The 14,052-nt window shown below is 54.0% G+C and carries 14 protein-coding genes; 6 read left to right on the plus strand and 8 right to left on the minus strand.

All coding sequences use genetic code 11. The features are described 5' to 3' along the window. Nucleotides 1-24: 24 nt before the first annotated feature. The gene (udp, locus tag C7434_RS18610; RefSeq protein ID WP_006121470.1) at nt 25-786 is read right to left on the minus strand and encodes a uridine phosphorylase; all 762 of its coding nucleotides are present in this window, start codon (nt 784-786) and stop codon (nt 25-27) included. Between the two features lie 302 nt (nt 787-1,088). Between udp and C7434_RS18615 the strand changes: the two genes are divergently transcribed. The 3 genes from C7434_RS18615 to C7434_RS18625 all read left to right on the plus strand — a co-directional run bounded on the left by C7434_RS18615 (nt 1,089) and on the right by C7434_RS18625 (nt 3,837). Then, entirely contained in the window at nt 1,089-1,925 is an 837-nt protein-coding gene (locus C7434_RS18615) for a dienelactone hydrolase family protein (protein WP_006121469.1), read from the plus strand. Nucleotides 1,926-2,355: 430 nt separating this feature from the next. Next, complete coding sequence (gene metR, locus C7434_RS18620; protein WP_006121468.1) at nt 2,356-3,273, plus strand: HTH-type transcriptional regulator MetR; 918 nt, start codon at nt 2,356-2,358, stop codon at nt 3,271-3,273. Between the two features lie 84 nt (nt 3,274-3,357). After that, the gene (locus C7434_RS18625; protein WP_033737377.1) at nt 3,358-3,837 is read left to right on the plus strand and encodes a DUF1456 family protein; all 480 of its coding nucleotides are present in this window, start codon (nt 3,358-3,360) and stop codon (nt 3,835-3,837) included. Nucleotides 3,838-4,025: 188 nt separating this feature from the next. Here C7434_RS18625 and C7434_RS18630 read toward each other — a convergent pair whose 3' ends face one another. Then, nucleotides 4,026-4,889: a carboxylate/amino acid/amine transporter gene (locus C7434_RS18630; RefSeq protein ID WP_006121466.1), complete on the minus strand. Its 864-nt coding sequence runs from the start codon at nt 4,887-4,889 to the stop codon at nt 4,026-4,028. 357 nt (nt 4,890-5,246) lie between these two features. Between C7434_RS18630 and glpT the strand changes: the two genes are divergently transcribed. After that, complete coding sequence (gene glpT / locus C7434_RS18635; protein ID WP_054688536.1) at nt 5,247-6,587, plus strand: glycerol-3-phosphate transporter; 1,341 nt, start codon at nt 5,247-5,249, stop codon at nt 6,585-6,587. A 41-nt stretch (nt 6,588-6,628) separates the two neighbouring features. Here the strand turns inward: glpT and yigL are convergent, their stop codons facing one another. Both yigL and pldB read right to left on the minus strand, forming a co-directional pair. Continuing rightward, entirely contained in the window at nt 6,629-7,429 is an 801-nt protein-coding gene (gene yigL / locus C7434_RS18640) for a sugar/pyridoxal phosphate phosphatase YigL (RefSeq protein WP_033737375.1), read from the minus strand. A 54-nt stretch (nt 7,430-7,483) separates the two neighbouring features. Beyond that, nucleotides 7,484-8,476 carry a lysophospholipase L2 gene (gene pldB, locus C7434_RS18645; protein ID WP_006121462.1) on the minus strand — a complete coding sequence of 331 codons (993 nt, stop codon included), beginning with the start codon at nt 8,474-8,476 and terminating at the stop codon, nt 7,484-7,486. Nucleotides 8,477-8,590: 114 nt separating this feature from the next. On the opposite strand from pldB, the gene rhtB reads away from it, so the two are divergent. Then, a complete protein-coding gene (gene rhtB, locus C7434_RS18650) occupies nt 8,591-9,214 on the plus strand; it encodes a homoserine/homoserine lactone efflux protein (RefSeq protein ID WP_033737374.1) in 624 nt (207 codons plus the stop codon). A 64-nt stretch (nt 9,215-9,278) separates the two neighbouring features. On the opposite strand, the gene rhtC is transcribed toward rhtB, so the two are convergent. From rhtC to pldA, 3 genes are read right to left on the minus strand one after another with little or no spacing between them, the layout of a single operon-like run. Then, nucleotides 9,279-9,902: a threonine export protein RhtC gene (gene rhtC / locus C7434_RS18655; RefSeq protein ID WP_006121460.1), complete on the minus strand. Its 624-nt coding sequence runs from the start codon at nt 9,900-9,902 to the stop codon at nt 9,279-9,281. Between the two features lie 12 nt (nt 9,903-9,914). Next, a complete protein-coding gene (recQ, locus tag C7434_RS18660; RefSeq protein ID WP_006121459.1) occupies nt 9,915-11,741 on the minus strand; it encodes an ATP-dependent DNA helicase RecQ in 1,827 nt (608 codons plus the stop codon). Nucleotides 11,742-11,764: 23 nt separating this feature from the next. After that, nucleotides 11,765-12,640 carry a phospholipase A gene (gene pldA, locus C7434_RS18665; RefSeq protein WP_033737373.1) on the minus strand — a complete coding sequence of 292 codons (876 nt, stop codon included), beginning with the start codon at nt 12,638-12,640 and terminating at the stop codon, nt 11,765-11,767. A 190-nt stretch (nt 12,641-12,830) separates the two neighbouring features. Here pldA and C7434_RS18670 point away from each other — a divergent pair, with 190 nt between their 5' ends. Beyond that, nucleotides 12,831-13,301, plus strand: a complete 471-nt coding sequence (locus tag C7434_RS18670) for a thioesterase family protein (RefSeq protein ID WP_006121457.1) — start codon at nt 12,831-12,833, stop codon at nt 13,299-13,301. A gap of 53 nt (nt 13,302-13,354) precedes the next feature. Here C7434_RS18670 and C7434_RS18675 read toward each other — a convergent pair whose 3' ends face one another. Further along, on the minus strand, nt 13,355-13,828 hold the full coding sequence (locus tag C7434_RS18675; protein ID WP_006121456.1) for a nuclear transport factor 2 family protein: 474 nt from the start codon (nt 13,826-13,828) through the stop codon (nt 13,355-13,357). Nucleotides 13,829-14,052: the final 224 nt, after the last annotated feature.

The raw sequence follows: 14,052 nt of genomic DNA on the forward strand, positions 1-14,052 counted from the left end.
CCGGCCTGTCTGTCAAACGAAGGGCTAGAGTAAGCGACGGGCCGCTTCAACTACTATTTTGACGGCATCGCTTTCGGTCTGCTTCATCGTCACTGCATCGGGAATCTCTTTTTGCGTGCGGTTAACAATCACGCCCGCCACCATGCCTGCGCGCAGGCCCTGACTGGCGCACATGGTTAACAGCGTCGCCGATTCCATCTCATAGTTCAGGACGCCCATCTGCTGCCACTCCTGCATAGAGCCCTGAAAACGGTTCACGACGCGGCCCGAGAAGGTGTCGTAGCGCTCCTGGCCGGGGTAGAAAGTATCAGATGAGGCGGTAATCCCGATATGAGTTTTGGCACCGCAGGCTTCTGCCGCAGCCACTAAGGCCGTTGTGCAGGTGAAGTCGGCGACGGCCGGAAATTCCATTGGTGCGAAGTGCAGGCTGGCACCGTCCAGGCGTACAGACGCCGTCGTAACCAGAACGTCGCCGACATTGATATGCGGCTGGATGGCGCCCGTTGTCCCTACACGCAGGAAAGTGCGCACGCCAAGCTGAGCAAGCTCCTCGACGGCAATGGAGGTGGAAGGTCCGCCAATCCCGGTAGAACAGACCACGACGGGTTTACCGTCAAGCTTAGCCAGCCAGCTGGTGAACTCACGATGGGAAGCCAGGTGCCGGGGATCGTCCATCAGTCCGGCAATTTTTTTTACACGTTCCGGATCGCCAGGAACAATGGCCAGTGTCGCCCCCTGCAGGTCGGCTTTCGTCAGGCCAAGATGGAAAACGTCAGACTGTGTCATATCAGACTCCGGGTTAAGGAAAAACAGTACGCCACTTTACGTTACCCGACGGGTTAAATGTGTGACTGGTTTCACTCAAGAAAATGAAAGTTACATTTTCGATGAAATTTTTAGTGATTAATATCACACATTTATCTCAGACCTCCCGTAATGCTACATATGGTGATGTGGAAGGCAGCATGAGAATGTTAAAGAGAAGTGTATTTTAAAGGTTATAAGCTCTGTTACGCATTGCCCGGAACCAGTAATAAATGCCCAGGCTATAGTTACGTGATTGCGCATACGCTTGCACGGAGATAACGATGAAAACCGACGATAATATGACACAAAAATCAGCCGCAGGCGCGTTTGCTCCGGCAGTTCAGCCCACGGCTTCGACCACCATTATTACCGACAGCCCGGCCATCCACGCCGGTGAGACGTCTATTCCGAGTCAGGGTGAAAATCTTCCGGCTTTTTACGCGAAACCGCAGTCAGCAGACGGGCCGTTGCCTGTTGTGCTGGTCGTGCAGGAAATTTTCGGCGTTCATGAACACATTCGCGACATTTGTCGTCGTCTGGCGCTGGAAGGCTATCTGGCTGTCGCGCCAGAGCTTTACTTCCGCGAAGGCGACCCCAACGACTACAACGATATTCCTACGCTGTTTAAAGAACTGGTCAGCAAGGTGCCTGACAGCCAGGTACTGGCGGATCTCGATCATGCCGCTAACTGGGCGGCCCGCAACGGTGGCGACATCCGGCGGATGGGAATTACCGGTTTCTGTTGGGGCGGACGCATCAGTTGGCTTTATGCGGCACACAACCCGCAACTTCGCGCTGCCGTGGCCTGGTATGGTCGCCTGGTAGGGGAAAAAACCATGAAGCAGCAAAAACATCCTATCGATATTGCTGTGGATCTGAACGCGCCTGTGCTGGGTTTGTATGGTGGTCAGGATGACGGCATTCCGCTGGAAAGTGTGGAGCAGATGCGCCAGGCCTTACATGCTGCAAACGCAAAGGCAGAGATCATTGTGTATCCCGATGCCGGGCATGCTTTTAACGCCGACTATCGTCCGAGCTACCATGCCGAATCGGCAAAAGACGGCTGGGCACGTATGTTAGCCTGGTTTAAGCAGTACGGTGTCGCATCCACTGAGTGATAAAAAAAGGGCGCGTAAGCGCCCAAACTCCCGACATCGCCATCCAACACCCGCAATCAGAGAGCTTTTCCGCGTTAACCCTGCTCAGCAGCGCCTGGTGGGTTTTCAGGCTGGATTGCGAAGTGTCCCATAGCCGTTCTGCAGCAACATAACGCGCCTCATTTTTTCTGCTATTTCTTGAGTGAATGTCGTCACCCTCCGGTCCGTTCCGTTTGGATAAGCAAATACTAATTTTTCAGTTCGCGCCGCACACCTGTACGTGAAAAGCCGGGAGTAGGGTTATGGATTGGTATTTGCTATTCTCCAGAAATGCCTGGGTCAGTCTGATCGCCAGTCACGTTTAGCCGTCCAGATGTTTACACCGCTATATTCTGCGGGTACTGTATGTCTCTCAAGCGCAAATTATTCAGTTTCGATGTGAAGGACCCTCATGATCGAATTCAAACATCTCCGGACGCTTCAGGCTCTGCGGAATACCGGCTCGCTGGCCGCCGCGGCCGCCCAGCTTCACCAGACGCAGTCGGCGTTGTCACATCAGTTCAGCGATCTGGAACAGCGGCTGGGATTCCGCCTGTTTGTACGCAAAAGCCAGCCATTGCGCTTCACGCCGCAGGGCGAAATTCTGTTGCAGCTGGCGGAACAGATTCTGCCGCAAATTCAGCAGGCGCTTCAGGCCTGCCATGAGCCGCAACAGACTACGCTTCGTGTTGCCATTGAATGTCATAGCTGCATTCAGTGGCTTACGCCGGCACTGGATAAGTTTCGTCAGAGCTGGCCACAGGTGGTGATGGATTTTAAATCAGGTGTGACCTTCGATCCGCAACCTGCACTGCAACAGGGTGAGCTGGATATCGTTTTAACGTCCGATATTCTGCCGCGCTCGGGCCTGTTCTATTCACCGATGTTCGATTTCGAAGTGCGCCTGGTGCTGGCACCCGATCATCCTCTGGCTCAGGTCGAACATATATCCCCTGACGCACTGGCCGACGAAGTGTTGATGATTTACCCGGTGCAGCGTCAGCGGCTGGATATCTGGCGTCATTTCCTTCAGCCCGCGGGCATCAGTCCTGCACTGAAGAATGTGGATAACACGCTGTTGATGATTCAGATGGTGTCGGCGCGCATGGGCATTGCCGCGCTGCCACACTGGGTAGTGGAGAGCTTTGAAAAACAGGGGTTAGTGATCACGAAAACACTGGGAGAGGGATTATGGAGTCGGCTTTATGCCGCCGTGCGTGACGGCGAGCAGCGTCAGCCTGTGCTGGAAGCCTTTATCCATTTTGCCCGTCAGCATGCCTGTGAACATTTGCCTTTTGTCAGGAATGCCGCGCATCCTGCAGCCGTTTAGCCGCATGAGCGACAAAGCTGCGCGGCGGCGGGCAAAATCCCCTATAATGCGCAGCCTGTTGACTGACCTTGAGACGATCTCACCATGACTAACAACGATATTTTGCGCAGCGTGCGCTATATGCTCGATCTGAACGATGCCAAAATGGTGGCGATTTTTGCCTTAGCGGAGTGCGAGGTTCCTCAGGCCGATATCACCAGTTGGCTGAAAAAAGATGAGGATGCGGCATTTCGCCCCTGCCCCGATGTCCTGATGGGCTATTTCCTGAATGGCTTAATCTTTCATCGCCGTGGGAAAAGTGAGGATGCCCCTGCGCCTTCCATCGAGCGTAAGATGAATAACAACATTTTCATGAAAAAGCTGCGTATTGCATTTGATCTGAAAACGACCGACATCCCTGATATCCTGAAAAAAGCCAACTTCACCGTCTCTCAGGCGGAGATTGGCGCGATCTTCCGTAAACCGGATCACAAAAACTATCGTGAATGCGGTGACCAGATTCTGCGTAATTTCCTCAAGGGGCTGACGATGATTCATCGCCCTGCGCCAGTTAAGCCCGCTTAAACCAGCCTCCGACTTACGCTCGTCCCGCCGGAGAAAGCGCACCGGGATAACAATGCGGTCCGCTCTGCCGGGCGAGCAGACGTCGTCTTGCTCGCCTTCTGCCGACGCGCGCCCCGTCCGCCATGGGATCGCAACAGACTGAGCGGCCTGCTACTTTTGGCGCCGGTGCGCGGCGATGCCTTGTTTCTTCACTGTTGATTGTTCTTACCGACCACCCAGCGCTTATGGACCCACAAGGACGCTACTATCACGAGCGCACCGGCAATAAAGCTTGGCCAGTGTGGCTTTTGCTGCCATATCGCCAGGTTGACCAGCAAGCCTGCCGGCACATGCATGTTGTTCATGATGCCCAACGTGCCAGCATCGACCTGCGTAGCACCGTAGTTCCACATAAAGTAACCCAGTCCGGACGCCACCACGCCCAGCCAGACCAGAATGCCCCACTGCAGTGAGGTGGTCGGGAGTTTATGCGGGTTGCCCCAGACGGCCCAGGCCACCACCGCAATCAGCACCGCGCCCAGATAGAACCACGAAAAGGCCGTGTGCTGCGGCACAGGACGGGTTTCCTGCAAACGTTTGTAGCCCACCATACCTGCTGCAAAGCAAATATTGGCTAACTGTACCAGCAACAGGCCGAACCAGAAGTTATCGCTGACTTTGTCATAACGAATGATTGCCGCGCCCGCCACAGCCAGTAACGCACTGAAAATGTACCCTGCACGCAGAGGCCGTCGACTGATCACGTCGTAGATCAACGTGACGTACAGCGGCGTCATCACGGTAAACAGCAGGAATTCAGACACGCTCAGATAGAGATAGGCTTCGAAACTCAGTAAATACATGATGCCCAGTTGCAGCATGCCTACCAGCATATACAGCAGGAGCGTAGAGGGGCGATAGCCGCGCCAGCGCAGGAAAGGCAAAAATACCACGGCCGCCAGCGCCAGGCGCATCAGCACCGAAAACCAGCTGTCAACCTGACCGGCAAGATACTCGCCAATCAGGCTGAATGAAAAAGCCCACAGAATGGTAGTAACAATCAATAAAAGCACGGTAACAACCCCGAAATAAACAGAGCGACAGTGTAAACAATGTCCGCACAGCAGGGAGATTTATCTGGTTGACATCTGTGCATTAACCAGGCAGTTACGCATTAATCTGCCGGTCAGGCTTTTTACCTTCTTATCGGGCATATCCTGTCAGCAGAAAAATGTGCGCATCAGCGCATCGGCCTGAGCTTTTTGCGCCAGGCTGTCATAAATCTGTAACATATTTGTCATTCATCACAGTAAAGCCACGTATCTCTGTCTATTCTCTGCGCGAAATGGCGCATCCCGATCGCCGTTTTCTTGAGTTTTGCCCAACCTGCCGGGAATCAAAATCATAATGCGCCCTGGAGGGCCACCGCTATGTTGAGTATTTTTAAACCTGCACCACACCAGCCCCGGGTCGAAGATCATCGTATCGATCCACGCTACCGTCGCCTGCGCTGGCAAATCTTTATCGGAATTTTCGTTGGCTATGCGGCCTACTATCTGGTTCGAAAGAATTTCGCCCTGGCGATGCCCTACCTGGTTGAACAAGGCTTCTCACGCGGCGATCTGGGTTTTGCGCTTTCAGGCATCTCCATCGCCTATGGCTTTTCCAAATTTATTATGGGTTCGGTGTCAGACCGGTCGAATCCACGGGTCTTCTTACCTGCCGGCTTAACGCTGGCGGCTGCCGTAATGCTGATTATGGGGTTTGTGCCCTGGGCAACCTCCAGCATTATGGTGATGTTCGTACTGCTGTTCATCTGTGGCTGGTTTCAGGGAATGGGCTGGCCGCCCTGCGGACGCACTATGGTCCACTGGTGGTCACAAAAGGAGCGCGGCGGCATCGTTTCTGTGTGGAACTGTGCGCATAACGTCGGCGGCGGGATTCCGCCCCTGCTGTTTCTGCTGGGGATGGCGTGGTTCAACGACTGGAAAGCCGCGCTATATATGCCCGCCTTCGGGGCGATCGCCATTGCGATTCTGGCCTTTGCCCTGATGCGCGATACGCCGCAATCTTGTGGATTACCGCCGATTGAGGCCTATAAAAACGACTATCCGGTGGATTACAACGAAAGTCATGAGGAAGAGTTCACTGCCAGACAAATCTTTATGAAGTATGTCCTGCCCAACAAACTGCTGTGGTATATCGCTCTGGCAAATGTGTTTGTCTACCTGCTGCGTTACGGCATCCTCGACTGGTCACCAACCTACCTGAAAGAAGTAAAGCATTTCACGCTTGATAAGTCCTCCTGGACCTACTTCTTTTATGAGTATACGGGCATTCCCGGTACGCTGTTGTGCGGCTGGATGTCAGACAAGGTCTTTCGCGGCAACCGTGGTGCGACAGGGGTGTTTTTTATGACGCTGGTTACCGCTGCTACCGTCATCTACTGGCTAAATCCGCCGGGCAATCCCGGTGTGGACATGGCCTGCATGATCGCGATTGGCTTTCTGATTTATGGACCGGTAATGCTCATTGGTCTGCATGCGCTGGAGCTGGCACCCAAAAAAGCGGCTGGCACGGCTGCCGGGTTTACGGGGCTGTTCGGTTATCTGGGTGGCTCAGTCGCGGCCAGCGCCATTGTGGGTTATACCGTCGATTACTTCGGCTGGGATGGCGGATTCATCGTGATGATTGCCGGCGCCGTTATGGCGGTAGTGCTGCTGCTGTTAACCATGATCAGTGAGCACCGGCATAAGCAAAAAAGGGCATAACGGCTTTGCCAGAAGGACGGCTTACCGGCCTTCTTTTCGGATTACGACAGATAGAGTGTTCTCAGCGTCTCCGGGACGGCATCCTGGGCATTACTGCCAATCACTTCCAGTTCAGGTAAGGTGTCTTTCAGACGCTGATGGGCGTTAGCCATAATGCAGCCTTTGCCTGCCATACTCAGCATTTCGACATCATTCATACCATCACCAAACGCAATACAGTCTTTAAGCGTAAAGCCTAACTGTTTTGCCACCGCTTCCAGGGCATGGCCTTTTGACACGCCGCCTGCCATCACTTCGAGGCAGGTCGGCAGCGAAAAACTCACGTTAACCCTGTCGCCCCAGCGTGCTTCGATGGCCTGCTCCATAGGGACAAGGTGTTCCGGTTCTTCACAGGTAAAAAAGACTTTGCTGATGCCATCCGTCGGCAGCATGCCCGGCTCATAAACCTGATAGTGAAAATCGGACTCGCGAAAATAATCCTTCTCCGCCGGACTGCAGCGGCTGACAAACCACTCATCGTCGCGATAAACATGCGTCAGCACGTCCGGATGATGATACTGCAGACCAAACAGATCGTGGGCGATGTCCGCGTCCAGATTGTGGCTAAAAACCAGCTCCCCTGCCGGATTGTGAACGCGCGCGCCGTTTGACGTAATCATGTAAGCCGGAATCCCTAGCTTGTCACGCATTTGCCCGACATCGATGTGATGACGGCCTGTGGCAAAAATAAAGTGAATGCCCTGCGCGACCAGTTGCTGAAGCGTTTCGCGCGCATTGGCGGTCAGGCGATGTTCGGGAGAAAGCAGTGTGCCATCCAGATCGGACACAACAATGTGGTACATGAAAACCTCGGGTATCGGTGTCGGTTGGCCGTAGCCGGTAATGTAAATTGCGAACTAATGCTGCGATAAAAAGAAATCGACGATGGTATTGAGCGCTTCGGCGCGCATGCTGTCCTTTTCAAACAGGATCTCGTGGCGCGCGCCGCTGATAACCTGCGGTGTCCGGCCCTGACAGGGGTGACCGGCTGCCGCCATCGCGTCACAAAACAGATCCTGCGAGCGATTATCCACCACGCTGTCTTCACTGGCCTGCAGCACCAGCAGCGGAGTCGTAATGTTATCCACCTGGCTCAGAATATTGCGCCCGGCATGAATCCCTTCTCTGACCCAGTGATACGTGGGTCCGCCCACGCGAATAGCCGGATCATCCGCATAAAAACGCAGACTGCGGCGGTAGCGCTCATGGCTGTGCGTTAACCGGTTGATGCCGAAAGGGTGCGCCCGCCAGCGCCCTGTGCCTAATGCATAACCCTCACGCACAGCGGGGCGCTTTTCCGCCCAGTCAAGAATCTTATGCGCCAGAAAAGCGGGTAACGGCAACGCAATCCCAAACATGGGAGCCACCAGCGCGGCGGCATGAAATGCACCGGGCTGACGCGCCAGGAAGAGCGTCAAAATCGCGCCGCCCATCGAATGAGCCAGTGCATAGCGCTGCTGATAATGACGGCTCACAATCTCTTTGAGATAAAGCGTTTCGAGGTCATCAACATAATGGCTGAACTCCACCACATGCCCGCGGTGAGAGTCATCCAGCAGACGATCCGATCGCCCCTGACCGCGATGATCGAGCACGATCACATCAAAGCCGCAGTGAAAAAGATCGTAAGCCAGTTCGGGATACTTAACGTAGCTTTCGATGCGCCCCGGCACGATAAGGATGACGCGTTTATGTTGCGGTGAAATGAACCGGACATAGCGCAATGTCAGGTTTCCAACGCCAGTGAATTCGCACTCTTCACGGCTGTGCCAGAAATCAAGCAGTGGACCAGTAGCAAAGGCGGCAAAGGCCTTTTCGCGTCGCAGCCAGCTTGCCCTGTGTTGCTTCATCAGCCCTCCTGATTGCCGGAAAAAAAGAGTCTGAACGGCCGCATGATGTCCATGGCTCTGCGCAGCATTCTGGCGTATTGTGTCACACTTCAGACGAGACCGGGAGTACAACCCATGACCATCGAATGGTGGCTGACCTACCTTCTTACCACCACAATTCTGAGCCTCTCACCCGGCTCAGGCGCGATTAACACCATGAGCACCGGCATCAGCCACGGTTATCGTGGTGCCGTCGCCTCCATCTCCGGGCTGCAGGTAGGGCTCGCGCTGCATATCGCCCTGGTAGGGGTGGGTCTTGGCGCGCTGTTTTCTCAGTCGCTGCTGGCGTTTGAGATTCTGAAATGGGCCGGTGCCGGCTATCTTGTCTGGCTGGGTATTCAACAGTGGCGGGCTGCCGGCGCCATTGATCTCAACGCGATGTCAAAAGCGATGCCGCGTCGCCGCCTGTTTAAACGGGCTGTCATGGTGAACCTCACCAATCCCAAAAGTATTGTGTTTCTGGCCGCGCTGTTTCCGCAGTTTATCCTGCCTCATCAACCCCTTATGCTGCAGTATCTGGTTCTGGGCATAACCACCGTACTGGTGGATATCGTGGTGATGATTGGTTACGCCACCTTAGCGACGCGCATTGCGGGCTGGATCAAAGGCCCTAAACAGATGAAGCTGATGAACCGTATTTTCGGGGGATTATTTATTGCGATTGGCGGACTGCTGGCCAGCGCAAGGCGAATGGCCTGATGTACACCTGCAGCCGCACGACAGAGCATACTGTCGGCGGCCGCATAAAGCCGGTCTGGCGACCTTAGCGTGACAGGATAAGATGAATGCCAAATCCGGCGAACAGTACGCCCGCCATGCCATCCACCCACTTCGCGGCACGCTGATATTTATCCCGCATCCATGGCAAAGCAAAAATTGCGGCGACCAGAGAAAACCATGCAAAGGTTTCGACGCTAATCAACACAAACAATCCCCAGCGCTCCAGCCCACCGACATCGTTACCGATAAATAATGAGAAGACGCTACCAAAATAGATCACCGCTTTGGGGTTAGAGAGATTGGTTAACAACCCTTTGATAAAGCTCATGCCTTTCTTTGGCAGATCGACGACAGGTTCCTGCTGTACCGGCTGCTTATGACGTTGACGCGCGGAACGGATCAGCTGCCATCCCATCCATAACAGGTAAAGCCCGCCACCGACCATGATGATTTGATGCAGCCAGGCCATTTTTTGCAGGATCAAATGCAGGCCCATTAACGCCACCGCTGCCCAGATCATGACCGCCAGCGTAATGCCCAACACACCCAACATCGCTTCTTTGCGCGAACGGCTGGCCGCCGTTTGCGAAACGAAAAAGAAATCCGGGCCGGGGCTCATGAGCGCAACAAGGTGGACCAACGCAATCGTGCCAAACAATATCAACATGGTAATGCCTCTTTACTCTTCATCAAGATGCTCTTTAATCATCAGCAAAAAGGGCTTACCGAAACGTTCGAGTTTACGGTGACCGACCCCATTCACGCTCAACATGTCTGACGCACTGACCGGCATCTGTTCCGCCATCTCCAGCAATGTGGCGTCGTTAAAGACCACATAGGGTGGAATGTTCTCTTCATCCGCTATCGCCTTACGCAGCTTGCGGAGTTTGGCAAACAGCTTACGGTCATAGTTACCCCCGTAGACTTTTGCCGAACTGCTGCTTTTCGGTCTGGTTGTAATGAGCCGTGGTACCGCCAGCATCAGCGGGACTTCACCGCGCAGCACCGGTCGGGCCGCTTCGGTAAGTTGCAGTGCAGAATGCATGGCAATATTTTGGGTGACTAACCCCAGATGAATCAGCTGACGCAGCACACTCACCCAATGCTCATGGCTGTTCTCTTTACCCAGCCCATAAACCGGCAGCTTGTCGTGACCCTGTTCACGGATACGATGATTGTTCGCGCCGCGCAAAACTTCAACGATGTAACCCATGCCAAAGCGCTGGCCGACACGGTAAATACTCGAAAGCGCTTTCTGGGCTTCAACCAGACCGTCATAGCGCTTAGGCGGATCGAGACAGATATCGCAGTTACCACAAGGTTGCTGCCGCCCTTCACCAAAGTAGTTCAGCAGCACCAGACGGCGACAGGTCTGCGCTTCAGCAAAGGCGTTCATGGCATTCAATTTATGCCGCTCTATGTCCTGCAGCGGGCCGGGCTGTTTCTCTTCGAGACATTTACGTAACCAGGCCATATCTGCAGGATCATAAAGCATCATCGCTTCCGCAGGCAGGCCATCACGACCCGCACGGCCGGTTTCCTGATAGTAGGATTCGATATTGCGGGGAATGTCGAAATGGACCACAAACCGCACATTGGGTTTGTTAATGCCCATGCCAAACGCCACGGTGGCGACCACAATTTGCAGATCGTCGCGCTGAAACGCTTCCTGCACGCGGGCGCGCTGCGCGCTGTCGATACCGGCATGATAGGCACCCACGCTGAGACCGCGGCTCTGCAGGCGCGCGGCCGTGTCCTCAACTTTTGCCCGGCTGTTGCAGTAAATGATGCCGCACTTGCCCCGCTGATCCTGTACGTAACGCAGTAACTGTTCGGTGGGTTTGAATTTTTCCACCAGCGTATAGCGGATATTAGGTCGATCAAAACTGCTGATTTGAATCAGCGGGTCCTGCATATGCAGCAGGTTGACGATATCAAGGCGGGTGGTTTCGTCGGCGGTCGCCGTGAGCGCCATAACCGGCAGATCGGGAAAGCGCTGACGCATCTGCCCCAGTGCGCCGTACTCGGGCCGGAAATCGTGCCCCCACTGAGAAATGCAGTGCGCCTCATCCACCGCCAGCATCGCAGGCTGCCAGTGCGCCAGGCTTTCCAGGAAGTTATCCATCATCAGGCGTTCGGGCGCAATATAGAGCAACTTTACGCGTCCGTTTCGGCAGTCCGCCATGACGTTTTGCTGTTGCTCGCGGGTCATGGTCGAATTGAGACACGCCGCCGCAACACCATTTGCCAGCAGTTGATCCACCTGATCTTTCATCAGCGAGATCAAGGGCGAGACGACCAGTGTCAGCCCTTCACGCACCAGCGCGGGGATCTGATAGCAGAGTGATTTCCCGCCGCCGGTTGGCATCACCACCAGGCAGTCTCGCCCATTCAGCGCTTCATTGATAATGGCCTGCTGACCGGGACGAAACTGCTGGTAGCCGAAGGTATCCTGTAATACCTGCTGCGCCAACGCTTCCTGATTAAGAACTGCCGAGGTTGCCACTGTGATCCTGACTTGATGGTTAATTAAAATAAATCGTTGAGTGTCACGCCCACACCGACGCGTGTCTGACGATGGTTGTAGTCAATAAGGGATTCGCCATAGCCGCTAAACAGTTGCGTATAGAAACGAACGTGTTGGGTGATCGGATAACTCCAGCCCAGCGTAGCGCCGCCGTAGCCGCTATTCCAGTTATAGTTGCCTTCAACGCTGAAAATACTGTCGCCCATGGCGTAACCTAACTTCGCACGATAATAACCCATGTATTTGGTGATATCGGGGTTGTCGTCATTATTCGCGCTTTCTGAAATACGGAACCAGGGCTTGATCTCGGCCAGGAAGTTACCGTTCTGCGCCATCAGACGAGTATAAACACGGTTCCAGCTGCGTGAGGTCGGATCGCTGCGGCCGTTAGACTGATGATTCACACCGACCTCAACGTCACGCAGTGTCCAGCCGGCAAACGAGTAATCGGTCGCCCAGCCCAGGAAAATCTGTGGCTCATAGTTCGTCTCACGGAAAGGCGACGACTCTTTTTTATTGGATAACTGCCACCATGAGCGCTGAGTATAAGACGCCGCTAATACGGAGTTGTCACCGACGATGCCACGCCACAACGGAAATGCCAGGCTGAGCTGGAATTTCACTTCATCTTTACGTGCGTTTTTTGCCCAGTTGTAAGAGGAAATCGCCTCTTTATTTATGTCGCTGGTATAGGTGTAAAGCAGATAATTATTTTCGTAAGGATAAAGCACAAACGGGTTGTCGTGCTGCTCCAGCAGGTTGGCAATGATGCTGCCTCGCACCTGCGGTGCATCGTGAACATGTTTAATTGTGGCTTCGTCCGCCTGCGCCAAAGCAGGAAGTAACATTGCCGCCAGCAAGGCGCGATGCTTACGCATAGGATTCTCCGGTGAAAACTGCGTATTCATAAAAGCGAATGGGTGTTGTAAAAAGCAGGACATTCTACACACAAAAGTGGGTGAACATCAGCGCTGATTTCCTAAACTGGAAACCCTGTCGAGCGAAGCATAGAATAAACATCTTATTAACATCTACAGTTCAATTACCAGCTGTTCAGGACTAAACACCATGTCATCCGTGCTATTGACTCAGCAGGACGCTCGCCGCCTCGTCGGTGAAATTTTTATTTATCACATGCCGTTTAATCAGGCGCTGGGTCTGGAACTGGATCGCCTGGAACCCGATTACGCAGAAATCAGTTTTGCCAACAAAACCATGCTGGTGGGCAATGCCGCCCAGCACATTCTTCATGGTGGTGTAACAGCAGCGGTACTGGATGTCGCCGCGGGCATGGTGTGCGTGAGCCATGCCTTGACACGTGATGAGCAGATAAGTGAAGACGTGCTGCGCCAGCGACTGTCCCGTATGGGGACGATTGATATGCGGGTGGATTATCTCCGTCCCGGACGGGGCGAGCGCTTTATTGCCAGCAGCCGTTTACTGCGTGCCGGCAATAAAGTCTCTGTGGCGCGGGTAGAATTACATAATGAGCAGGGCCTTTACATTGCCACCGCAACCGCGACCTACCTGACCGGTTAAGCGAATCGACGCGTGGCACCGTTCAGGCCCTGCCACGCAGTATCCTGCCTGCCTCAGAACATCGTATTGGTATTCGCTGAGGTCGCCGGTACGGCCTGAATCACATCCCAGTGCTCGACAATTTTGCCGTTTTTCACGCGGAAAATATCCGTAACAGCCTGACCACGATCGTGTTCACCATTGGTCGAGTGAACATGCAGCCATACCAGATCACCGTCGGTTGCACTGCGAACGATGCGCGCTTTTGACTGTGGGTTTTTGCTGAAAAAATCGCTGAAAAAGTTAACCAGCGGTGCCTTGCCATTCGGCACCCCGGGATTGTGCTGGCGGTAATCGTCCGCCACGACCCGGGCCGCTTCTGTCACCTTGTGCTGATTGAAAAATTGATTATAAAAGTTGATCACCAGCGCACGATTGGCCTCTTCCACGTTAAGATCGCGGCCTTCTTTCGGTTGCACGGCGTACCCAGCGCTCGCTGTCAGGATACCTGCCGTCAGCAGCAGGGTTTTCAGAAAGGTTGCCATCATTTTTCTCCTTGCTCATTCGTTACAGCGCTAACCGCTCCGCGCCAGAGGATCACTTTATACAGGGTGCCGGGCATGGCCCGGACGCGCCATCGGGTTTTGATATCACACCAGGTCACAAAAATAGACTGTTGTCGCTGCGGATGGTACATTCGCGCAAAATGGATAACAAGACGTCACTTTGTGCTGACTCAGTCACATGAAAGTGACTATTACAACGTGCAGGA

The organism is Pantoea sp. PNA 14-12, assembly GCF_004364735.1.
In the GTDB taxonomy this organism is placed as follows: Bacteria; Pseudomonadota; Gammaproteobacteria; order Enterobacterales; family Enterobacteriaceae; genus Pantoea; species Pantoea stewartii.